Genomic DNA, 21,557 nt, shown 5'->3' with positions numbered 1-21,557 from the left:
ATGTTAAGGGCTATCTTGTCAGGAAATCCTTTTTATAATGGTATGTTTTATTCAATTTGCAGTATTACAAATACGATTACGCGGGATATTTTATTTCCGGGAAATAACTTTGAAAAATCCTTAACGAATCCATTAACCTTACAAAATGAAGAAATCATTCTTATTATTTATTGCCTCGTTCGTGCTGCTGGCTGCATGCAGTCCATCAGGTAAATTTTCCAAAGAAGAAGCGCAGAAAATTGCCGTTTCCTGGAAGCTGGTCACAAACTTTACGGATGTAGATGGCATGTTCCAGGCAAAATTCACGATTAAAAACGGAGGTAATATTGCCCTGAATGATAAGAATTGGACCTTGTTTTTCAACATGTCGCCCAGACCGATTCAAACCAATAAAACACCTGAGCCTGCTATTGTAGAACATATCAACGGCGACTGGTATAAACTGAAACCGGGCAAAGATTTCAAATTAAATTCAGGTGATTCCATGACTATTAATTATACCGGAACAGAAGGTGTGATTAAAGAAACGGATGCACCGATGGGATTGTATTTTGTTTTCTATGACAATGAAGGAAAAGAGCAGGATATCGTCGAGGTTGCTGATTTCAAAGTTGAACCATTTACTACAAAAGAGCAGATTTTACGAGGGAAAATGGATCTTGAACCACTTCCAACTGCGGAACTTCGTTACGATCAAAATCTGGTGATGTCAACTTTGGGTGCAGATCAGATTCAAAAGATTATCCCAGCACCAGTGAAAGTTGTGAACGGCACCGGCACTTTTAGTTTGAATAACGAAACGACTATTTATGCTGAGGCCGGACTTGAAGGTGAGGCAAAATATTTAAGTGAAAAATTAAAAACACTTACCGGAAAAGATTACCAGCCGCAAAGTGGTTTGCCAACAACGGGTGTAACCAACGGAATTATTCTTAAATCCGGAAAAATTCAGATTAACGGCATTTCCCGCGAGGCATATAATCTTGGGATAAATGCCAGTGGAATTACCATTACAGGAAGTGATGCAGCTGGTGTTTTTTATGGTATACAAAGTTTACTGGCACTTGTTCCGTTGGAGATTTATCAAAAACCTGCTGCTAATATTGCCTTTGGTTTTACACAAATTGAAGACGCGCCACGCTTCTATTTCCGCGGATTGCATCTGGATGTAAGCCGTAATTTCCAGACGAAGGAATCTGTAAAACGTATTATTGATTTATTGGCGACTTACAAAGTTAACCACCTCTTATTTTATACAACCGAAGATGAAGGCTGGCGCGTAGAAATTGACGGTCTGCCTGAACTGACGAAAGTAGGTGCACAACGCCAGCATACAACGAGTATAAAAACATCGGTTTTGCATCCTTCTTATGGTTCCGGTCCGTTTGCAAACGCGGAAGGAAAACATGGCAGCGGATTTTATACCAAAGCAGATTTTATCGATATTTTGAAATATGCAAATGACAGACATATCAAGGTTATTCCTGAACTGAATTTTCCTGGACACGCCCGCGCTGCGATCAAATCCATGGAAGCACGTTATGAGCGTTTGATGAAAGAAGGAAAGGAAAAAGAAGCCAACGAATATCGTTTGATCGATCCGGATGACAAGTCGGTTTATCTTTCGGCGCAGGCTTATAAGGATAACGTTGTAAGTGTTGGCCGTGAATCGACTTACCATTTCTTTGAAAAAGTGGTGGATGAAATGGCGAAAATGTACAAGGAAGCAGGTTTGACGATGGACACATTCCATACCGGTGGAGATGAAGTTGCAGAAGGTGCCTGGTCTGGTTCTCCAATGGCTGCGAAACTGATCAAGGAAAATCCTGAAATCAAAAGTCCGAAAAATCTTCAGGCTTATTTTTTCAGAAGACTGGTACCGCGTTTGGAAAAACGTGGTCTTAAAATCCATGGCTGGGAAGAAGTCGCGCTTACGAAAACGCCTGCGGGAAAATATCTGGCAAATCCTGAATTTTCTGGTCGGCAGGTAGTACCCTATATCTGGAACAACGTATTTGATGTGGATTTAGGTAATCGTTTGGCAAATGCTGGCTATCAGGTTGTGCTTTGTAATGTTACCAATTTCTACTTCGACATGTCCTACAACAATGATCCGAAAGAGCCGGGATTGTATTGGGCAGGTTTTGTAAATACGTGGGATAACTGGGCTTTTGCCCCTTTTGACATGTTCAAAACGACATTTTCAACAGGCATGGGAAAACCGATGAAAGAAGAATTTGTCGGCAAAGAGAAATTAAAACCAGAAGCCAGAAAAAATATTCTTGGTCTGGAAGCAGAACTTTGGAGTGAGACGATTAAGGGAAGAGATATGATGGAATACTCTATCCTGCCCAAATTGTTAGGATTCTCGGAAAGTGCCTGGTCTAAGGAAAGAAGCTGGGAAACGATTGAGGACAAAACAACACGCGACAAAGCGATTGCAACAGGCTGGAATGTTTTTGCCAATTCTATTGCACAAAAAGAAATTCCAAGATTGAGTTATCTGAACGGCGGATACAATTATCGTTTGCCGTTGCCGGGTGCAATTGTTGAAGGCGGAATGCTGAAAGCAAATGTAGATTTGCCGGGATTAGCCATTCGTTATACAACGGACGGTTCCGAGCCAACAGCTCAGTCGGCCCTGTATAGCAGTCCCGTAAAAGTATCGGGAACGGTGAAATTGAAAAGTTTTGACAAGGCCGGCAAGTCAAGTCGTTCAAGTATTGTTGAGGCAAAATAATCAGGATTTAAATATCAGTTTTTGATTAATTTTTAAAAAATTGATCAAAAACTGATAGCCCGATACTCACTAAAAAGACTATTAAATAAGCATATCTAATAAAATTAATCACTTCTGTTTTTTTAATGAATATAGGCGTAGATATCGGTGGGACCAACATGCGTGCCGGGATAGAATTGGGCGGATCCATTACCAGTCAGAGTAATGTGCTGCTTGAAAACAAGGAATCACTTTCCTCTACCTTATCCCAGCTCATGGATTTAATTCGTCCCTACACTAAATATCCGGTTAAAGGAATTGGTATTGGTGTACCTTCTGTGGTGAATGTGGACAAAGGAATTGTTTACAACGTAATGAATATTCCGTCGTGGGAAGAGGTTGCATTGCGTGATCTTGTTGAAAAAGAGTTTAATCTTCCTGTCTCAATCAATAACGATGTAAACTGTTTTACCCTGGGAGAGCATCGTTTTGGTGCTGCAAAAAAATACAAATCCGTTGTTGGGATGGCAATCGGGACGGGTATAGGATCAGGTGTAATTATTAATAATGAATTGTATCCCGGAAATAATTGTGGGGCCGGAGAAATTGGCATGCTGCCTTACCGGGATTCCATTCTGGAAAATTACGTCTGCAACCGTTTTTTTGAAGATACATTAGGAATGGATGCTTTTGATGCACATGAAGCGGCGATAAAAGGCGATTCCAAAGTCATAAAAATTTGGGAGGAATTTGGAAATCATTTGGGTGTTGTAATCAAAACGATCATGTATACCTATGATCCGGAAGCCATTATTTTGGGTGGTTCTTTGACAAAAGCACACAGGTTTTTCAAAACCAGCATGCTGGACAGTCTGAAAGATTTTGCTTATCCCGAATCCATCAAACGTCTTACCTTATTGCTTTCTGAAAACGAAAATATTGCTCTGCTGGGCGCTGCGGCACTAATGGATCAATAATCTTGACCGGACAATGGTATCTTGCAATTCCGTTAAGTATACCCTTTCAAACCCACCTTATGAAGCGAAATGCATTTATCGTTATACTGATATTACTGATTTTCTTTGTAATATCTTTCCTTACCAACATTTTAGGCCCAATCATTCCTGACATTGTTGAAAGTTTTGATCTCAGTATCGGATTGGCCGGTTTTCTTCCCTTTGCTTTTTTCGTGGCTTATGGCGTGATGTCGATTCCGGCAGGTTTAATGGTGGAGAAATATGGCGAAAAAACGGTTTTGCTATTGGCTTTTATTCTTTCTTTTGGCGGCGCATTGCTTTTTGCAGTGATTCCGGGGTTTTCAATTGCCTTGTCTTCGCTTTTCCTCATAGGTGTTGGTATGGCCATGTTACAGGTCGTGATCAATCCGTTGTTACGGGTAGCGGGCGGGGAGGAGAAATTTGCTTTTAATTCTGTTCTTGCCCAGTTATTTTTTGGAGCAGCTTCCTTCCTCAGTCCGCTACTTTATAGTTATCTGGTACTCAATGTACACTCTTCAAATTCGGGTTTTCTGATTGATATTCTGAATAATCTCGTTCCCGAAAATTTGAAATGGGTATCACTTTACTGGGTTTTTGCAGTCATTTCTTTGCTGATGGTTGTGATTATTGCCTTGGTGAAATTCCCGAAAGTTGATCTGAAAGAAGATGAAAAAATTGATGTGGGAAAAGCTTTTACCGAGCTTCTTGCTAATAAATCCGTGCTGCTTTTCTTTTTTGGAATTTTCGCTTACGTGGGTACGGAACAGGGAATTGCGAACTGGATTTCCAAATTTTTACAAACCTATCACAATGTGGATCCGGCTACAATTGGCGCCTCGGTTATCTCTTATTTCTGGGGTTTATTGACTATCGGATGTTTCCTCGGACTAATTCTTTTAAAACTTCTCGACAGCCGGAAAGTATTAATTTTCTTCACAATCGGGGCAATTATTTCTTTGCTGGCGGCTCTTTTCGGATCGAAGGAAGTAAGCTTATACGCTTTTGCACTGACCGGCTTTTTTGCCTCGGTAATGTATTCTGTTATTTTTTCACTGGCGCTTAATTCTGTTCCCAATCATCATGGCACATTTTCCGGAATTTTGTGTGCGGGAATTGCCGGTGGTGCTGTTGTGCCGCTGATCATCGGTGGATTGGGTGAATTGTTCGGATTGAAACTTGCCATGCTTTTCTTACTTGTAACACTTGGATATATTTTGAGTATCGGCGTTTGGGCGAAGCCTTTGGTTAATAATGATACGGTTAAAAGTTTTAAGGAATTATTTGCGTAGGGAAATTGTGGGAGAAAATTCTTAAATTCTAACCGGATTCTATTATTTCGAGCTTATTAGCGCACAATCTGTTATGTATAAAATTATCTTACTGATTGATTTTGCCGAGGAATACAGCAAGGCACTTTTGAAGGGTATTGCCAAATATTCCAGAGAACATGGGCCATGGATTTTTACCAGAATGCCGCTTTTTCACCGTGAAACTGTTGGTATTGAAGGTATTTTGAAATGGGCGCTGGAATGGGGTGCCGATGGAATGATCGGGCAATTTTACAATGATCCGAATATTGGAAAAATTACAGAAGCCGGGATTCCGGTAATTGCGCAGGATTTTAAAAAACGTTTTGATGAAATTCCCAACATTACCGGCGCACACCATGAAGCCGGTGGCATGGGCGCGGATTATTTTTTGAAAAAAGGGTTTAAAAACTTCGCTTTTTACGGATTTAAAGATATTGTCTGGTCGCAGGAAAGGGCCGAGGGATTTGAAGAAAGAGTAACGCGGGCGGGCTACAAAGTTCATTTTTTTGAACATAAAATGGCAAGGCCTTCCGAGCTTTGGTATTACAAACCCAATTCCATAGGAAAATGGCTTAAATCGCTTCCCAAACCTATTGCTTTAATGGCTTGTGATGATAACCAAGGCCAGCATATCACAGAAGCATGCCGACTATATGGAATCCGGATACCCGAAGAAATGGCAGTTTTGGGTGTTGATAATGACGAAATGATCTGTGAATTCTCCGATCCGCCACTGTCAAGTGTTGGTCAGGATGCAGAGAAAGGCGGATATGATGCAGCCAAATTATTGCATCATATGATCAAAAACGGGATGCATGATTTTCACGACATTATCGTAAAACCAACGCAGGTAATCACACGACACTCAACGGATATCTATGCTACTAATGATGATCACATTGCGGCATCGTTAAAATACATCCATCAGAATATTGATAAAAACCTGCATGTGGATGAAGTGGTAAAACAGGTGCCATTATCCAGACGAGCTTTGGAAAAACGCTTTATTGAAGTCATGGGTTATCCGATTTATAAGTACATCTATAATCTGAGAATTGAAAAATTCACACAAAAATTACTGGATACCGATATGTCAGTTTTTGAAATTGCGCTGGATATGGGATTAACAGATAGTAAAAATATAGCAAGACAATTCCGTCAGGTAAAAGGGTGCAATCCGAGTGAATACCGGAATCGCTATTTGGCCGGGAAATAAGTGTTAAAAATGTTTACTAAAAACAAAAACGGAGTCAGGCTTTCAAACCTGACTCCGTTTTTGTTTAACCAATTTATTAAAAGCTTTTCTACCAAATCACAATTCTCGAAGCTTCCGGTAAAATCATTTTACTTCCTGGTCCACAATTCCATGCATCCTGGAATTCTTTCAAATGCGGTAGCGGACCATTGATACGATCTTTTGCCGGTGCATGCGGATCCGTCTGGATTTGATTTTGCAAGGCTTCATTTGTGGTATTCATATGCCAAACTTGGCCCCAACCAAGGAAAAAACGCTGTTTCCATGTAAATCCGTCGATCGGTGCAGGTTCCGGTTTGCCTTTCAGTGATTTTTCCAATGCGTAGTAAGCAAGCGTTAATCCACCTAAATCTGCTACGTTTTCCCCAATTGTCAAAGCACCATTGATTTTAAATCCTGGTAATGCCTCAATTCCACTGAAATAGTCAATGTATTTTTTTGTCAATTTATCAAAATTAGTACGATCCGAAGCTGTCCACCAGTTTTTAAGATTTCCTTCTTCATCAAACTGAGATCCCTGATCGTCAAATCCGTGCGTAAATTCATGACCGATAACTGCGATAATACCACCATAATTGATCGCATCGTCAGCGTTTCTGTTGTAAAATGGCGGCTGTAAAATTCCAGCCGGGAAAACAACCTCGTTGTTCAAAGGATTGTAATAGGCATTCACTGTTTGCGGCGTCATCAACCACTCACTCTTGTCAACTTCTTTTCCAATTTTTTTGACACTTTCTTTATGTTGGAATAAAGAAGCTGAAATCACATTTTCAAACAATTTATCAGGAGCAATTTCAATAGAAGAATAATTCTTCCATTTGTCAGGATAACCGATTTTGTACGTAAATGCTTTTAGTTTTTTGTGCGCTCTCGCCTTTGTTGAATCGCTCATCCAGGTAAGTTTGTCAATTCGTTCACCGTAAACGCTGCGCACGTTTTCAATCATTTCAGACACTTTCTTTTTGTCTTCTTCCGGGAAATATTTCTTTGAGAAAAGTTTTCCTAACGGCATTCCCAAAAGCCCATCGGTTGATCTAATTGCGCGTTCAGTACGTGCTCTTTGCTGTTTAGTACCACGCATTACTGTGCTGAAAAAGTGGAAATCTTCTTTGTCAAAACTTTTTGGAAGATATCCGGCAAAGGTTGAAAGCAACTGCCAGCGGGTATATAATTTCAATGTGGCCAAAGGTGTTGCTTTTAACAAGGCATTTACACCTTTCAGGTAAGCGGTATTTTGTACAATGACCGTATCTGTTTTAATATCCTGCTTGTCTGCAAATTCCTGCAAATCAAAATCAGGAGCCAACAATTTGAAATCTTTAAAAGCAGTCTTGTTATATGTTTTAACAGGATCACGAAGTTCTACATTTGTTAATTGCAATTTGGCAACCTTCGTTTCAAAATCCAATATTGTTCTTCCAGGATTCGGATCTTTAAAACCGGCAAAACCAAACATGTTATCCACGTGTTTCACAAATTCATTGCGCACTTTTACGGTGCTGGAATCTGTTCTTTCATAGTAACTTTTTTCACCCAGACTCAATCCGTCCTGTCCTTCATACAGCACATTCATTTTGCTGTTTTTTAAATCACCTTCAACACCAAAACCAAGAACGGTAGAAACACCAACTTTTTGTAATTCTCCGGTAACTGAGGCAAGATCTTTCAGCGATTTTACAGCTTCAATTTTATCAAGGTAAGGTTTCAATGGCTCAATACCACGTTTTTCAACAGTTACAGTATCAAGAAAAGATTGATAATAATCTGCAATCTGCTGTTCTTCACTTCCCTTTTTGCGGTCTTTATTATCCGTAATTTCCTGAATGATTCCCTTTAATCTTACTTCCTTATTTTCTTTATCCAAAATACCAAAAGCACCCCAGCGACTTTCTGTTCCCGGAATTGGATTGAGTTTTTTCCATCCTCCGTTGACATACGTGTCGAAATCATCACAGGCTTTAACGGTTGAGTCAAGTGATGTTAGGGAAAATCCCGGGACTTTTTCAGTTGTGGATTCTTTGTCTTTTTCTTTGTTACAGGATGCACAGACAACGACTAAGGACGCCATCACAGACCATTTCAAAAAAGCTGATTTCATATTAAATAATTTGCTGTTGATTATACTATGTAAGCAAATGTAATTATTTAAACAAATAAGTTTATTAACATAATGATGATCGGTTTATCTTTATCGTTTAACAAAAAGTAGTATGGTTTCTGTGTCCCGACAGAAATTTTCTAAACACTTTATCGCTTATCAAATGAAAATAAAAGACATTCTCTGTTACGCCGCCCTTTTTGGTCTGGTTCTCACTGGTTGTAAAAAAGCTGAAAAATCGGAAAGGGATGTACCCTTATCGCCGATTGACGGTAAGGTTTTTTCACAACAAATCGCTGTTTTGGCTTCGGATTCACTGGAAGGCAGAAAGCCATTTTCAACCGGTGAAGAAAAAACGATTCAGTATTTGAAAACTGAATTTGAAAAACTGGGCTTGAAACCGGGTAATGGAGATAGTTTTTTTCAAAAAGTCCCGATGGTTGATATTATGTCAAAACCTTCCGGATCACTTGTTATAAAAAATAAAAAAGGAAATGTAACGCTGAAATATTTGGATGATTTTGTTGCCGCTTCCAGACGTGTACAGGATCAGGTTAAGGTTGAAAATTCGGATCTGATTTTTGCCGGTTACGGAATTGTAGCACCTGAATATGGCTGGAATGATTATGAGGGACTGGATGTGAAAGGGAAAACGGTTGTGGTGATGGTGAATGATCCGGGTTTTGTGGATAGTACTTTGTTCAAAGGAAAAACCATGACTTATTATGGTCGCTGGACTTACAAATTTGAGGAAGCGGCACGTCAGGGTGCTGCGGGAGTTTTGATCATTCATGATACCAAACCTGCGAGTTATGGCTGGGCCGTTGTTAGAAGTGGTTGGTCAAAATCAAAATTGTATCTGGATTCGGAAGATAATAATATGTCAAGAGCCAATATGGAAGGCTGGATTACTTCTGAATCAGCTAAGAAATTATTTCAGCTTGCCGGAGTTTCGGATACTTTGCTTATCCAGGCGGGGAAAAAAGGATTTAAACCGGTTCCTCTGAATTTAAAAACATCGCTTGTTATCAATAATAAAATTAAAAAATCAACTTCTAATAACGTATTGGCACTTTTGCCAGGAACAGATCGTAAGGATGAATACATAATTTATTCTGCACACTGGGATCATTTTGGAAAGGGTGAAGCAATCAAAGGTGATTCGATTTATAACGGTGCTGCTGATAATGCATCTGGAACTGCGGCTTTACTGGAAATTGCCAGTGCCTTTACCAAACTTAGTAAAAAGCCTTCAAGGTCGATTTTGTTTTTATCTGTTACAGCGGAAGAACAAGGTTTGCTGGGATCAGAATACTATACCTCGCATCCGGTTTATCCTGTCAATAAAACCGTCGCTGATATCAATATGGATGTTTTGCAGCCTTTCGGGAAAATGAAAGATATCATTTTGGTAGGAAAAGGACAATCCGATCTGGATGATTATGCCGAGGAAGCTGCGGCAAGGCAAGGACGTACCACACGTGGCGAACCGGATCCATCGGGCGGTTGGTATTTCCGTTCTGATCATTTCAATTTTGCAAAAGTTGGAATTCCTGCATTATATATTGAAAACGGTTCAGTTTCTGTGGAGCATGGAGAGGCGTGGGGAGAAGCGCAGAAAAAAGAGTATAACGATAACAGGTATCATTCGCCAGCCGATGAATATTCTCCTTCTTGGGATATATCAGGAATTATAGAAGACATGCAATTGCTATTCAATGTGGGGTATAGTTTAAGTAACGAAGCGACTTTTCCGGGCTGGAAAAAGGGTTCGGAATTTAAAGCGGTCCGGGATAAGTCAATGGGGAAATAACATTGTTCATAACTTTGAGCTAACAGCTAACTACTGAATTCCGCCCATCCAGTTTTTTACCGGTTTCCAGAATAACAACAGTAGTAATCCGAATCCAACAGAGAATAAGGTTACCTGATGGAATAATGCCGGCATTTGCTGTAAATTTTCTTCATCAAAACCACCTGCAAACAAACCTGCGATAAGGTTTCCAAGTGAAGCAGCCACAAACCAGACGCCCATTAACTGGCTGACATAACGTTTTGGTGCCAGTTTGGTATAAGAACTCAACCCAACCGGACTCAGACAAAGCTCGCCAATTGTATGTGTCAGATAGGTAAATGTCAAAAACAGGGGAGAAGCCAACTGGCCGGTTACAGCAATTTTAGATGCCATTTCCATGATAAAAAATCCGGTTCCTACAAGTAACAGTGCGATGGCAAATTTAATCGGCGTCGCCGGGTTTATTCCTTTGGCAGAAAGATAAATCCACAAACTTGCCATAACCGGGGCAAAAATCAATATGAAAGTCCCGTTGAAATTCTGGAACCAGCTTGAAGGCATTTCCCAACCACCAAAAGTACGCTGTGTATAGCGTTCTGCAAAAATCTGAAGGGAAGAACCCGCTTGCTCAAATCCAGACCAGAATATTGCTGCGGCAAGGAAGAAAACGATTAATACATAAATTCTTTTTCTTTCAACCGGATCTAATCCTCCTGCAACGAGGATATAAATGAAGTAGAACAAAGAAACGGTTACGATGATAATACCTGCTCCTTGCGCGAGACCCTGAGCGGTGGTCATATCGATGTATCCTTTTAATTGTAAGGCCGATAGGAATAAAACCAGCATGGCAACAAGACCATAACCAAGTTTTTTATCTGAACCAGATTTCGCAACAGATGCGGGAGTACTGATTTTGGCGGCTGGAACTTCTCCAAAACCTTGCAGATATTTTTTGCTTCCATAACGGAAAACAGTCAGCCCAAGTAACATGCCGACAGCAGCTGCGCCAAAGCCCATGTGCCAGTTAATTTTCTGACCTAGAAATCCTACAATTGTAATCCCTAATACCGAACCGAGATTTATTCCCATATAAAAAATGGAAAAGGCTGCATCGCGTCTTGCACCGCCTTCCGGGTATAATTCACCAACAATTGAACTGATATTGGCTTTCAGTAACCCTGTTCCGATAGCCACAGTGATTAAACCAATAAAAAAGATACCGGTGCCTCCCGGAATTGCGAGAATAATATGACCGATCATAATGACAATCCCGCCATACCAGATCGCCTTCTTTTGTCCAAGAATATTGTCGGCCAGCCAGCCGCCAGGAAGTGTTAATAAGTAAACCGAAGAAGTGTATAATCCATAAACAGCAGCAGCTTCGGCGGCTTCAAGACCCATACCGCCTCTGACATTATCCAAAAGAAAAAGCAGAAGAATGGCCCGCATGCCATAAAAACTGAAACGCTCCCACATTTCAGCAAAAAACAAAACATAAAGACCGCGAGGGTGCTTCTGTGATAGAGTCGAAGTCATAAAGAAAATAGAAGTATTTTATTTGGCAATACGCTCGTGCCAGGTGGTTTTAATAGCGCAAGATAGGAATTATGACCAAATTTTAAACATTTATTTGTTTAAGCAATTATTTCGGGTTTTTAGATTGAGGCTGTAATAAAATAAACTGATTACGTGCTACATTTATTTTCTTTGGCATAAAAAAGCCGGAGAACAAGGTTATAAATCCTGTTCTCCGGCTTTGATTAACTATCAACTATTTTACTTCACAGAAAATGATCCTTGTCCAACCTGAAATCCTTCTGAATACAATTCAATTGTATACGTTCCGGATTTGAAAGCGGCATTTCTATCATACAGGATACTCACATCCTGGTTGTTATTGCTGTAAAGCACATCCTGGCTGATCGTATAACCTTGTTCCTGACCGTTAAAATCAAATTTGCCGGAACCAGTTGCGTCATCAGCGATTGTTGCACCGCTTGGATCAATCACGCGCAGATATATTTTTTTGCTGTCTGTTTGAGTCAACGGATTTTTTTCAAGGATAAAGTCTACACGAATCTTATCAATACGTTTCGATTTTACATTTTCTCCCTCACGAACTTTTCCTTTTGATGAAATTGCATACACTTTTACGTTACGTGCACGCAGAGCGGCAGCCATTGTAACTTTGGATTCCAATTCCGCATTTTTTGTTACTACACCTGAAAGTGAATCTGAAACAGCTTTTTTGCTGGTTTCCAACTCCGCTTTTTCCTGAGTCAACGTCTCAGTTTTACTGATCAGCTGTTGGTTTTCTTCTCTCAGCTGTGCAATTTCTTCGTCTTTTTTAGTAAGGAATGTTTCGTATTCCTTGATTTTGTTTCCTAGTGTAATTGTGCCTTTGCGTAATGCTGCACGATCTTTTTCTAAATCAGCTTTGGCTTTTTGGAGTTCTTCAATGTTTCCGCCAAGTCCTTGTACTTCAATAATTTTTGCATCAAGTTGTTTTGAAATGGAATCGAGTTTGATCTCGTTCATTGCCAGTTCATTCACACGAACTTCCAAATCTGCTTCCTGTTTTGTTGTGATGTTCCGTTCCTGATAGTATAGATATCCAAAAACGGCAGCAACAACGGTCATAATGATTAAGCCAATAACAAGGCCTGTATTATTCTTATTCTCCATAACATTTAATTTAGGTTAAACTTATTCTTGTAAATGTTCTATTAAATAACTGTGCCAGAGTATACGTTTGAGCTCATTGGATATCTTAAACGCAAAAAACCGTTCGAAGTACCTGACTTTGAACGGTTTTCTATTTGATTTTATATTTTAGACTAAAAACGGGATACCGCTTTTTATTAAAAAATGACGAATAATTCCGCAATTAGTAATCCCCTCCGGCTCCTCCACCACCAAAACTACCACCACCAAATCCGCCGAAGCCACCACCATCTCCTCCTCCAAAACCACCGCCCCAGTTTCCTGACGAGCTTCCACCACTTGAATGTGTTGTATATGGAAAGAAAATAGGTCCACCGCCCATATTGCGGAAACCACCGCCTCCGCCGCCTTTATTACGTGAAATGATGAAAACTATAATGATGAAAACAACAACCAGAATTAATAACGGTGAAGTACCACCACTTTCACCATCATCTACTTGTTTTGCATCCGCTTTATATTCTCCTGTCGCATATTTGATAATCATATCGACGCCTTTATCAAGGCCGCGATAATACATACCATTTTTAAATTCCGGTGTCATTACCTGGGTAATGATCCTTTTCGCGATCGCGTCAGGTACTGCACCTTCCATTCCGTAACCTGTACTGATATAAATTTTTCTATCGGTAGAAGCCCAAAGAATTACGATACCGTTATTTTTACCTTTCCCCCCAACGCCCCATTCTCTTCCGAGTTTCAGCGCATAATCAGCGATTGGATAATCTCCGGTTGTAGGGACAACCACAATGGCGATCTGTGAAGAAGTGGAATCATTGTAGGCATCCAGTTTTTGTTCAAGCGCACTGATTTCCGTTGGGTTCAGCTGCTTGGCAAAATCATTCACCAGACGAGGTGGATTTGGCTTCGCCGGTACATCCTGAGCCACAACGCGGCAAAGGACAAATAAAAACATAAAAGAAAAAATGATGTATTTTTTCATAGGAATATTTACCCGAAAGAAATATCGTCAGGCAATTCATTAACATCGTCTGAGCGATATGGGAAATGAGTTTTTAGTTGTAAACCGGCTTCTTTTATTCCTGCACAAAGTCCTTCTGTATATTTGCTTTGAGAGAAATAACTGCGAAGCAAGTCCTTGGTGCTGTTCCAAAAATCAGCTCCAACTTTTTCATTGATACCTTTATCTCCCAAAACTGCAAATTTCCGGTCTTCGTAAGCAAGGTAAAAAAGTACTCCGTTCTGTTCAGCCGTTGCGTGCATTTTCAAAAGTCCGAATACCTCTTTTGCTCTTTCCAGAACATCTTCGGTTTCACATTTTTTTTCAATATGCACTTTAACTTCACCAGAAGTTTGTTTTTCAGCTTCCTGAATTGCAGCAATAATTTGCTTTTGTTCCTCTTCTGAGAAAAAAAGTGAATCAGGCATGGATTAGTTGAAAGTTGAGAGTTGAAAATCGGGTTTCCGGATTTTTCGGAAACCCAACTCTTTATATTAGAACTTGACGGTTGGAGCGTTTTCAGAGCCGGCTGCGGCTGTGAAGTAACCTTTCTGCGCGAAACCGAATACCCCGGCGAAAATATTGGTTGGGAAAGTACGTACTTCCTGATTGTAATCTTTTACAACTGCGTTGAAGTCGTTACGGGCAACCGCGATACGGTTTTCAGTTCCTTCCAATTGTGCCTGAAGTTCCAAAAAGTTCTGGTTTGCTTTCAGGTCAGGATATTTTTCAACTGATACTAAAAGACGTGATAAAGCACCGCTTAATTGATCTTGTGCACCCTGGAAGTTTTTGATATTTTCAGGCGTAAGCTGGTCTGCGTTGATTGTTGTTGAAGTTGCTTTTGCGCGGGCTTCAATAACGGCAGTTAAAGTACTTTTTTCAAAATCAGCTGCACCTTTTACTGTATTTACCAGGTTAGGGATAAGGTCTGCGCGGCGTTGGTACTGGCTTTCGACTTTTGCCCATGATTCTTTCACGACTTCATCTTTACCTACCAGGCCATTATATTTGCCACATCCAACAAATCCGAAAATCAGGAGAATGACAACAACTGCGATTAGTCCTTTTGACATTGTAATATTTGATTTAGAGTTAATGATTGGGTCCAAAGTTGACCAAAGCTAGCAAAATCTTTAAGAAAAACTACATAATCGGTAACGGGGCATTATGCAACGCCTTAACCAATGATGACAGGATCAAATGCTGCCAACACCTGCGATCGTATTCCATCTTACCCAGTTTCCTGAAACATTATAGTCAATCAGGTAACTTTCAAAGAACATAGCTCCCCAGGTCCAGTTGATGCCAAGGTCATTGGTCAGGTAATCAGCGGCCAGAGTTCTTTCGCTTGCTGTAAGATATCCCGTTGAAGTTAACTTTTTGATGGCAGCATTTACTTCTTCATTCTCGGTTTCGGCATTTATCCATTTTTCAAACAGTGGAAGTTCATTGAGCCAGCGTTTGTTGATTTCATGTTTTATTCCGCCTGGTTTGAAAAGTCTTGAACCATGGCGAAGCAAAGTCCAGTTGGAGAAATCTCTTTTTAAAAGATCTTCAACAACAATCTCTACATTGTCATTTTCAGACAAGTAGGGAAGAAGCTTTGAGTAAATATATCGGGGTGATAAACATCCTAATGAAAGCCAGGTTGATAATTCGTAATCGATAACGGGTTCAGAAGAAGTCAGTGCTTTGCCGGTTTTGATGTTTTCTTCAATAAACTGATCAAGCTTGGCAAGTCCGGCAGTTTCTCCGCCTTTTTGTAATGATCCGGAAGATTTTTTTTCCGCATCAATTTCAAAAGGATCAATAGAAAGCATTGGTAGCGACGGAATCAAACCAGCTTCGTAGCCTTGAGGCAAATTGATATGTTTTGGCTCAGGAAATATCGTTTTTACTTTCAATCCGGCTTTCATTTTTTCGTAAAACTCCGGAAAATCAAATGGCAGTTTTGCGATTGAGAAGGGCAGATCAACGGCACTCCCCAGTGTAGTCATCCAGAAAAGTTTAATATCAACGTTCATCACTTTGATATTTTTACTTAATGAAGTTTCAACACTTGTTTCGTCGGGAGCAATTTCCTTACTCGTATAAATGTATTGCGCACTATATTCTTCCGCGAGCTGAGCAACGATTTTTTCTGGCTCTCCAACACGGATCAACAAATCTCCCCCTTTTTCACGCAGGCGATTTCTAAGTTCCAGAACAGATTCCAGTAGGAATTGAGCTCTTAATGCCCCTGCTCTGCGAAAACCAAATTTTGTTTTGTCAAACTGACGGGGATCAAAAACATAAACCGGAACAACTTCCTGTGCAGCTTGTGTGGCAGCAAAAAAGGCTTCGTTATCATGAAGTCTAAGGTCGTTACGGAACCAATAGATAATGCGGTGAATCATTGAAGAAAATAATAGAAGAAAAATTTATTGTTTGTCTTGCAAGTACATTAAGTCTTGTACTCCAATTAAAGTTGCACAAATTTAAGAATGCAAGGTGGCAATGAAACAAAGAATCCAACAAAATAGTCTCCTAAGAAACTACTTTGTTGGATTTTGATAATTTTAAGACTGAAAATCAGTAACTCAAAATCGTAAATTCTGTACGACGGTTACGCTGATGTTCTTCTTCTGTTTTTGCATTTGGAATAATCAGCTGGCGTTCACCATATCCTTTTGCAGTTAACCTTTCAGCAGCAATTCCTTTCAGATTTAAATATTTTACAGCCGATTCAGCTCTGTTTTGTGATAGCGTCATGTTATATGCATCCGTGGCACGGGCATCCGTATGTGAGCTAAGCTCGATATTCATCGTTGGATTATCTTTCAGGATCTGAACCAGTTTGTCAAGTTCAACGGCTGCATCCGGGCGGATGTTATACTTATTTAAATCGTAGTAAATATTGTCGAGAACAAATGTTTTGTTCAATTCAAGTCTGTCCAGCTTGATAGAAACCTGATACGTAGTATCCGTTAAAGCTTTTGTTAAAAAGATAGGCGGAATGCTGCGTCCGTTCATGGAAAACGGTTCTCTTTTGCTGATAAACCCTTTTTTCGTTACCAAAAGAACGTAAGATTTGCCTTCTTCCACCGGCTGAGTCCCGAATTTACCAGCAGCATTTGTTTTCAGTTCAGTGATTTGCGTATCGGAAGTATCTGGCAAAATATGCACAATGGCAGAATCGATTGGCGTCGGATTACTTGAATTGTCGTACACATCACCCGCCAGGAAGTACCGGACTGATTTCAGTTTGCCTTCGATATAATTTGGATTTTGTGGATTCAAAGGATCCATCGGATCTTTTACGGCAATGGTAGTATCCGGTGCTTTTGGTGTGTAGAAGTAATAAATATCGTCATCACCTTTTCCGCCTTCACGGTTAGAAGCGAAAAATCCCTGGTCTTTATCTTTATAAAATACCAGTCCAAAATCATCCTGCGGACTGTTAAATGGTAATCCAAGGTTTTCAATCGTAATGACGCCCTGGGTACGCGTTGCAGAAAATAAATCAAGTTTTCCTAAACCCGGATGTCCGTCAGAGGCAAAATAAAGTTTTCCGCCTTCGGCAACGTATGGGAACATATCATCACCAGCGGTATTGATATCACGACCCATATTTACAGGCTTGCTAAAACGGCCGGAAGCATCAATATTCGTTCTGTACAAATCGATACCACCTGCTCCGCCAGCACGGTTAGAGGCAAAATATAATGTTTTACCGTCACGGGAAAAAGATGGAGAACCATCCCAGGCAAGCGAATCATTTATTGGCAAAATTGCTGGCGGAGTCCATTGACCGTTTACATTCCGGCTTTGATACAAATCCACATCAGCAGTTCCTTTCTTTTTACCCGTGTTACCACGGGCAAAAATTAACGTTTTTCCATCCGGACTAAAAGCAGGAGAACCTTCATTGGCATCAGGAGCAAAAATATCTTTGCTAAATAATTCAGATGTTCCCTGTGTTTCACCTGCATCTTTTGCCAAAGCTATTTTGTACAGCCCAAGCATGGATTGACCGTTATTCTTATAGATTTTCTCTTTTTTGGAAGAAGAAAAAACAAGTTCATTGCCTAGAACAGTAGGTGAGAAATCGGAACCGGTACCGTTAAAAGGAATATCTTTCAATTTCACATCCGGCATTTTTTCAATGCTCAGTTTATCTGTGATTTTAAGGATTTCAATTTCGCGTAAAGCTCTTTCCTGTAAATTTTTCGGAGCAGTTGGCGCTTTGGCAAATAATGCAAACTGGTCCGCAGCTTCTTTATATTGACCAGCCGTTTTTAATGCATAGGCATATTGGAATTGCGCTTCGGGATTTGTCACGCCGGCATCCAATGCTTTTTTATAATAAGGAATTGCCTGCTTGAATCGGTTGGAAAGACGGTAAGATTCTGCAATCAGGAAACTGGTCTGGGTTGGTTCGTAGTTGGCGGCAGCCGCTTTTTCCAATCCTTTTATAGCAAGATCATACTCGCCGTTATCAAATTTCTTTACTCCGTCTTTGTAAGCCTGCATGGCAGAATTACAACCAGCCAACAACGTGCCCAGTACCAGAATACTAATAACGAGGGTAAAATTACACCGCAATATTTTCATATAATTATGTATAAATGCTAACGAATTTGATGAGCGTTTATGGGTTCTAAAAGACAATACTACTAAACAACGTTTGGAAATAAAATTCTGGATATGAAGGACAAATATTTTTAATGAAAAAATAAAATCACCCTCCTAAAATAGCAACTCGCTGGCATTAAATAAAAGTTCGGCGTTATTATTTGTTTAACAACAGTTACAAACCTTAACTATTTTCTCCTGTCGACTTTTGATTTTTTATTTTTTCAAATAATATTTTCGTTCAGGAAATTTTGGACGCCACTTTTTCACGTTCCTCTTATTTATCGAAATATACCGTTCTTTTGTTGCAAAGTAAGTTTTTAATATAACAAAACCTGCTATCAGCACCGCAATTCACAAAAGTGAAATCTTTGATGAGACGGTTTTATTTGATCAATAACGCTTTTGACATGACGTTTATATGTCGGTCAATTAAAAAAATATTATTAACATTTTGTAAATCAGTCTTAGTCTGTTACTTTTGCAGTCCGATTTTTCGGGAAAACCGTTTGTAAAACAATCGATTAGTTGATTAACTAGATTAAAATCAATTCATTAAATGCCAACTATTTCACAATTAGTCCGTAAAGGTAGAGAGACCATTACATGGAAATCCAAGTCACCGGCTTTGGATTCTTGCCCTCAGCGTCGTGGAGTATGTACTCGTGTATATACCACAACGCCAAAGAAACCGAACTCAGCACTTCGTAAAGTTGCGCGTGTTCGTCTTTCTAACAACAAAGAAGTGAATGCCTACATCCCAGGTGAAGGCCACAACTTGCAAGAGCACTCGATCGTTTTGATCCGTGGTGGTCGTGTTAAAGATTTACCAGGTGTTCGTTACCACATTATCCGTGGTGCATTGGATACAGCTGGTGTTAACGGACGTAAACAACGTCGTTCTAAATACGGTGCAAAACGCCCTAAACCAGGACAAGTTGCAGCACCGGTAAAAGGTAAGAAAAAATAAAAAGTAACTCTCTCTGCTTTTATTAAAGAACTATTCTGATAAATAAAAGGGAAGTAATCCTGGATTCTGTTCAGGGTGAATAAGTTGCAAAACGAAACCTCGTGTAAAACATTAAGTACAAAAATGAGAAAGTCCAAACCAAAGAAAAGATATATTCTGCCTGATCCTAAGTTCAGAGATGTACAGGTTACAAAATTTGTAAACAACCTGATGCTTCAAGGCAAGAAAAGCATTGCTTTCACAATTTTTTATGACGCGCTGGAAGTGGTTGAGAAAAAAACCAGCGAAAGTGGTCTAGAAACTTGGAAAAAAGCATTGAACAATGTAACTCCATCTGTTGAAGTAAAAAGCCGTCGTGTTGGTGGTGCTACTTTCCAGGTTCCAACTGAAGTACGTCCGGAACGTAAGCAAGCTTTGGGTATGAAATGGTTGATCAACTACGCTCGTAAGCGTGGAGAAAAAACTATGGTAGACCGTCTGGCTGGCGAAATCGTTGCTGCTGCTAAAGGTGAAGGAGCTGCTGTTAAGAAAAAAGACGATACGCACCGTATGGCAGATGCGAACAAAGCATTCTCGCATTTCCGTTTCTAGGAAGCAGATTAAAATACAATGTGAAACAGGTGCAGCATTTTTTTATGCTGTACCTGTTTTTTTATATATTAAACCTGATTTAAAAGCTAAATCAGGTTTCCACCCCAAACGTAGCCGCGGAAGTCATTTGCTGATTGATGTCTGCCAACAAGAAAGAACTCAGACATTCCTATACCGGCAGCTCGTTTCTTAAGAACTATCTCGTCATGCACGGCAGGAGTCTCTTTTACTTCAATTGCTATTTGGTTATTCAGTATAAAATCAATTTCCAGTCCTGTTGTTTTTTGGTAGTACTGAATTGTTCCTAATTGACTTAATTGCAATGCGATAGCATTTTCGAAAACTTGTCCGCTACTTACCTGAGCAAGTTCCTGCAATAGTCCTGTATCTGCCAGGTATACCTTTTCTTGCTTGGATATTTCACGATCCACGTTTTGCGTAAATGTGCCAACCTTTTTTATGAAATAAGTATGTTCCAGCAGGCTTAGATATTCCTTTATCTTGATCCTGTTTATCCCGAGAATACTGCCAATTTTACTGTAATCCAATCTACTTCCTGTTCTTGAGGCTAATAATCTAACAAGTTTGTAAAGATCATCAGAAGCGGAAAAGTCAGATAGCAGTTTGATGTCGAGCTCGATGTATGCGTTAACTACGTCTTTCAGATAAGCTGTTTTATCCGCTTCGGTTTCTGCCAATACAACTTCCGGGAAACCACCAAAACGGATAAATTGTTCATATAATTCTTTCCACTTCAAGTATATGCTAAGATGAAAAGGTTCACGGGATACCGATTTGAGCAACTTGATATTCTCTTCGTGAAAAGCAACGAATTCCGGAAAAGTCAAAGGATACATTTCGAAAATTCGTTTTCTACCTGCAAGGCTTTCAGAAAAGTGGTTTTTGAGATAGAATGAACTGGAACCTGTCACGATAAATTTTACATTATACGTGTCAAAAAAATACTTAATCACACTTGTGCTTTGTGGCACCAATTGAATTTCATCCAGTGCAATCACTGCCGGTTCTGAAAGATTTATTCCTTCAATTGCCAGACCAATCTCAATATCTTTTGTGTTTGATTGATTAAACAGATATCTATTCTCAGTTCTTTCAAGATCCAGATAGATTTTGTTTTCATGATCGACCTGGTTAAGTAAATATTTCAGGGCAGTAGATTTACCTACTCTTCTCATCCCAGTGATGACAGTTACCTGTGGTTTCCTTAGATGGTCAAGGAGATCCTGGAAAATTGTTCTCTCGATCATTTTGTTGATTATTTGTATATTTCAATTACAAATAATCATATTTTTTGGTCAATATTTTTTCATTAAATTCATTTTTTATTCAGATTTCTAAGTTTTGTACTTTGGTAAGTCCGTGATGTTGTTTAGGGATGCCATAGATCACGTTATTTTTAATTTTTCTTTAAAAAAATAATCTATACTCATTGTTTTTATAATCAACTATTTATACTTTTGCACTCTGAATTTTTTGCAGTGGTGTGAAAATGCCC

At 39.6% G+C, this 21,557-nt stretch carries 16 protein-coding genes; 7 read left to right on the top strand and 9 right to left on the bottom strand.

Annotation, left to right across the window (positions count from 1 at the left end; all coding sequences use genetic code 11):
• Window positions 1–145 precede the first annotated feature (145 nt).
• The 4 genes from IEE83_RS26020 (at window position 146) to IEE83_RS26005 (ending at window position 6,243) form a co-directional block, all read left to right on the top strand.
• Window positions 146–2,740 carry a family 20 glycosylhydrolase gene (locus IEE83_RS26020; protein WP_194123682.1) on the top strand — a complete coding sequence of 865 codons (2,595 nt, stop codon included), beginning with the start codon at window positions 146–148 and terminating at the stop codon, window positions 2,738–2,740.
• 125 nt (window positions 2,741–2,865) lie between these two features.
• Window positions 2,866–3,696: an ROK family protein gene (locus IEE83_RS26015; RefSeq protein WP_194123681.1), complete on the top strand. Its 831-nt coding sequence runs from the start codon at window positions 2,866–2,868 to the stop codon at window positions 3,694–3,696.
• Window positions 3,697–3,755: 59 nt separating this feature from the next.
• On the top strand, window positions 3,756–5,006 hold the full coding sequence (locus IEE83_RS26010) for an MFS transporter (protein ID WP_194123680.1): 1,251 nt from the start codon (window positions 3,756–3,758) through the stop codon (window positions 5,004–5,006).
• Window positions 5,007–5,079: 73 nt separating this feature from the next.
• Window positions 5,080–6,243 carry an AraC family transcriptional regulator gene (locus tag IEE83_RS26005; protein ID WP_194123679.1) on the top strand — a complete coding sequence of 388 codons (1,164 nt, stop codon included), beginning with the start codon at window positions 5,080–5,082 and terminating at the stop codon, window positions 6,241–6,243.
• An 88-nt stretch (window positions 6,244–6,331) separates the two neighbouring features.
• On the opposite strand, the gene IEE83_RS26000 is transcribed toward IEE83_RS26005, so the two are convergent.
• Complete coding sequence (locus IEE83_RS26000) at window positions 6,332–8,380, bottom strand: M13 family metallopeptidase (protein WP_194123678.1); 2,049 nt, start codon at window positions 8,378–8,380, stop codon at window positions 6,332–6,334.
• A gap of 163 nt (window positions 8,381–8,543) precedes the next feature.
• On the opposite strand from IEE83_RS26000, the gene IEE83_RS25995 reads away from it, so the two are divergent.
• Complete coding sequence (locus tag IEE83_RS25995) at window positions 8,544–10,193, top strand: M28 family metallopeptidase (protein WP_194123677.1); 1,650 nt, start codon at window positions 8,544–8,546, stop codon at window positions 10,191–10,193.
• A gap of 30 nt (window positions 10,194–10,223) precedes the next feature.
• On the opposite strand, the gene IEE83_RS25990 is transcribed toward IEE83_RS25995, so the two are convergent.
• From IEE83_RS25990 to IEE83_RS25960, 7 genes are all read right to left on the bottom strand, one after another.
• On the bottom strand, window positions 10,224–11,714 hold the full coding sequence (locus IEE83_RS25990) for a peptide MFS transporter (RefSeq protein WP_194123676.1): 1,491 nt from the start codon (window positions 11,712–11,714) through the stop codon (window positions 10,224–10,226).
• 240 nt (window positions 11,715–11,954) lie between these two features.
• Window positions 11,955–12,863 carry a DUF8428 domain-containing protein gene (locus IEE83_RS25985; RefSeq protein WP_194123675.1) on the bottom strand — a complete coding sequence of 303 codons (909 nt, stop codon included), beginning with the start codon at window positions 12,861–12,863 and terminating at the stop codon, window positions 11,955–11,957.
• Between the two features lie 202 nt (window positions 12,864–13,065).
• Window positions 13,066–13,845 carry a TPM domain-containing protein gene (locus tag IEE83_RS25980; RefSeq protein WP_194123674.1) on the bottom strand — a complete coding sequence of 260 codons (780 nt, stop codon included), beginning with the start codon at window positions 13,843–13,845 and terminating at the stop codon, window positions 13,066–13,068.
• A gap of 8 nt (window positions 13,846–13,853) precedes the next feature.
• Window positions 13,854–14,291: a TPM domain-containing protein gene (locus tag IEE83_RS25975; protein ID WP_194123673.1), complete on the bottom strand. Its 438-nt coding sequence runs from the start codon at window positions 14,289–14,291 to the stop codon at window positions 13,854–13,856.
• A 66-nt stretch (window positions 14,292–14,357) separates the two neighbouring features.
• On the bottom strand, window positions 14,358–14,939 hold the full coding sequence (locus tag IEE83_RS25970) for a LemA family protein (RefSeq protein WP_194123672.1): 582 nt from the start codon (window positions 14,937–14,939) through the stop codon (window positions 14,358–14,360).
• A 123-nt stretch (window positions 14,940–15,062) separates the two neighbouring features.
• Window positions 15,063–16,262, bottom strand: a complete 1,200-nt coding sequence (locus tag IEE83_RS25965; protein WP_194123671.1) for a deoxyribodipyrimidine photo-lyase — start codon at window positions 16,260–16,262, stop codon at window positions 15,063–15,065.
• Between the two features lie 175 nt (window positions 16,263–16,437).
• Window positions 16,438–18,459 (bottom strand): CHU_0125 family OmpA-like outer membrane integrity protein, encoded by a 2,022-nt coding sequence (locus tag IEE83_RS25960; protein WP_438821033.1) that lies wholly within the window; start codon window positions 18,457–18,459, stop codon window positions 16,438–16,440.
• Between the two features lie 580 nt (window positions 18,460–19,039).
• Here IEE83_RS25960 and rpsL point away from each other — a divergent pair.
• Together rpsL and rpsG are read left to right on the top strand one after the other, a co-directional pair.
• Window positions 19,040–19,450: a 30S ribosomal protein S12 gene (rpsL, locus tag IEE83_RS25955; RefSeq protein WP_090341137.1), complete on the top strand. Its 411-nt coding sequence runs from the start codon at window positions 19,040–19,042 to the stop codon at window positions 19,448–19,450.
• A gap of 123 nt (window positions 19,451–19,573) precedes the next feature.
• Window positions 19,574–20,041 (top strand): 30S ribosomal protein S7, encoded by a 468-nt coding sequence (rpsG, locus tag IEE83_RS25950; protein ID WP_090341140.1) that lies wholly within the window; start codon window positions 19,574–19,576, stop codon window positions 20,039–20,041.
• An 86-nt stretch (window positions 20,042–20,127) separates the two neighbouring features.
• Here rpsG and IEE83_RS25945 read toward each other — a convergent pair whose 3' ends face one another.
• The gene (locus IEE83_RS25945; RefSeq protein WP_194123670.1) at window positions 20,128–21,309 is read right to left on the bottom strand and encodes an ATP-binding protein; all 1,182 of its coding nucleotides are present in this window, start codon (window positions 21,307–21,309) and stop codon (window positions 20,128–20,130) included.
• Window positions 21,310–21,557: the final 248 nt, after the last annotated feature.

Origin of the sequence: Dyadobacter subterraneus (genome assembly GCF_015221875.1) — a bacterium.
Lineage (GTDB): Bacteria > Bacteroidota > Bacteroidia > Cytophagales > Spirosomataceae > Dyadobacter > Dyadobacter subterraneus.
Note: the sequence above shows the minus strand (reverse complement) of the source record. Positions and strands in the feature narration are given on the sequence as shown.

Coding starts and splice junctions, on each gene's coding strand:
- IEE83_RS26020 (WP_194123682.1), top strand. CDS start 146: ATGAAGAAATCATTCTTATTATTTATTGCCTCGTTCGTGCTGCTGGCT.
- IEE83_RS26015 (WP_194123681.1), top strand. CDS start 2,866: ATGAATATAGGCGTAGATATCGGTGGGACCAACATGCGTGCCGGGATA.
- IEE83_RS26010 (WP_194123680.1), top strand. CDS start 3,756: ATGAAGCGAAATGCATTTATCGTTATACTGATATTACTGATTTTCTTT.
- IEE83_RS26005 (WP_194123679.1), top strand. CDS start 5,080: ATGTATAAAATTATCTTACTGATTGATTTTGCCGAGGAATACAGCAAG.
- IEE83_RS26000 (WP_194123678.1), bottom strand. CDS start 8,380: ATGAAATCAGCTTTTTTGAAATGGTCTGTGATGGCGTCCTTAGTCGTT.
- IEE83_RS25995 (WP_194123677.1), top strand. CDS start 8,544: ATGAAAATAAAAGACATTCTCTGTTACGCCGCCCTTTTTGGTCTGGTT.
- IEE83_RS25990 (WP_194123676.1), bottom strand. CDS start 11,714: ATGACTTCGACTCTATCACAGAAGCACCCTCGCGGTCTTTATGTTTTG.
- IEE83_RS25985 (WP_194123675.1), bottom strand. CDS start 12,863: ATGGAGAATAAGAATAATACAGGCCTTGTTATTGGCTTAATCATTATG.
- IEE83_RS25980 (WP_194123674.1), bottom strand. CDS start 13,845: ATGAAAAAATACATCATTTTTTCTTTTATGTTTTTATTTGTCCTTTGC.
- IEE83_RS25975 (WP_194123673.1), bottom strand. CDS start 14,291: ATGCCTGATTCACTTTTTTTCTCAGAAGAGGAACAAAAGCAAATTATT.
- IEE83_RS25970 (WP_194123672.1), bottom strand. CDS start 14,939: ATGTCAAAAGGACTAATCGCAGTTGTTGTCATTCTCCTGATTTTCGGA.
- IEE83_RS25965 (WP_194123671.1), bottom strand. CDS start 16,262: ATGATTCACCGCATTATCTATTGGTTCCGTAACGACCTTAGACTTCAT.
- IEE83_RS25960 (WP_438821033.1), bottom strand. CDS start 18,459: ATGAAAATATTGCGGTGTAATTTTACCCTCGTTATTAGTATTCTGGTA.
- rpsL (WP_090341137.1), top strand. CDS start 19,040: ATGCCAACTATTTCACAATTAGTCCGTAAAGGTAGAGAGACCATTACA.
- rpsG (WP_090341140.1), top strand. CDS start 19,574: ATGAGAAAGTCCAAACCAAAGAAAAGATATATTCTGCCTGATCCTAAG.
- IEE83_RS25945 (WP_194123670.1), bottom strand. CDS start 21,309: ATGATCGAGAGAACAATTTTCCAGGATCTCCTTGACCATCTAAGGAAA.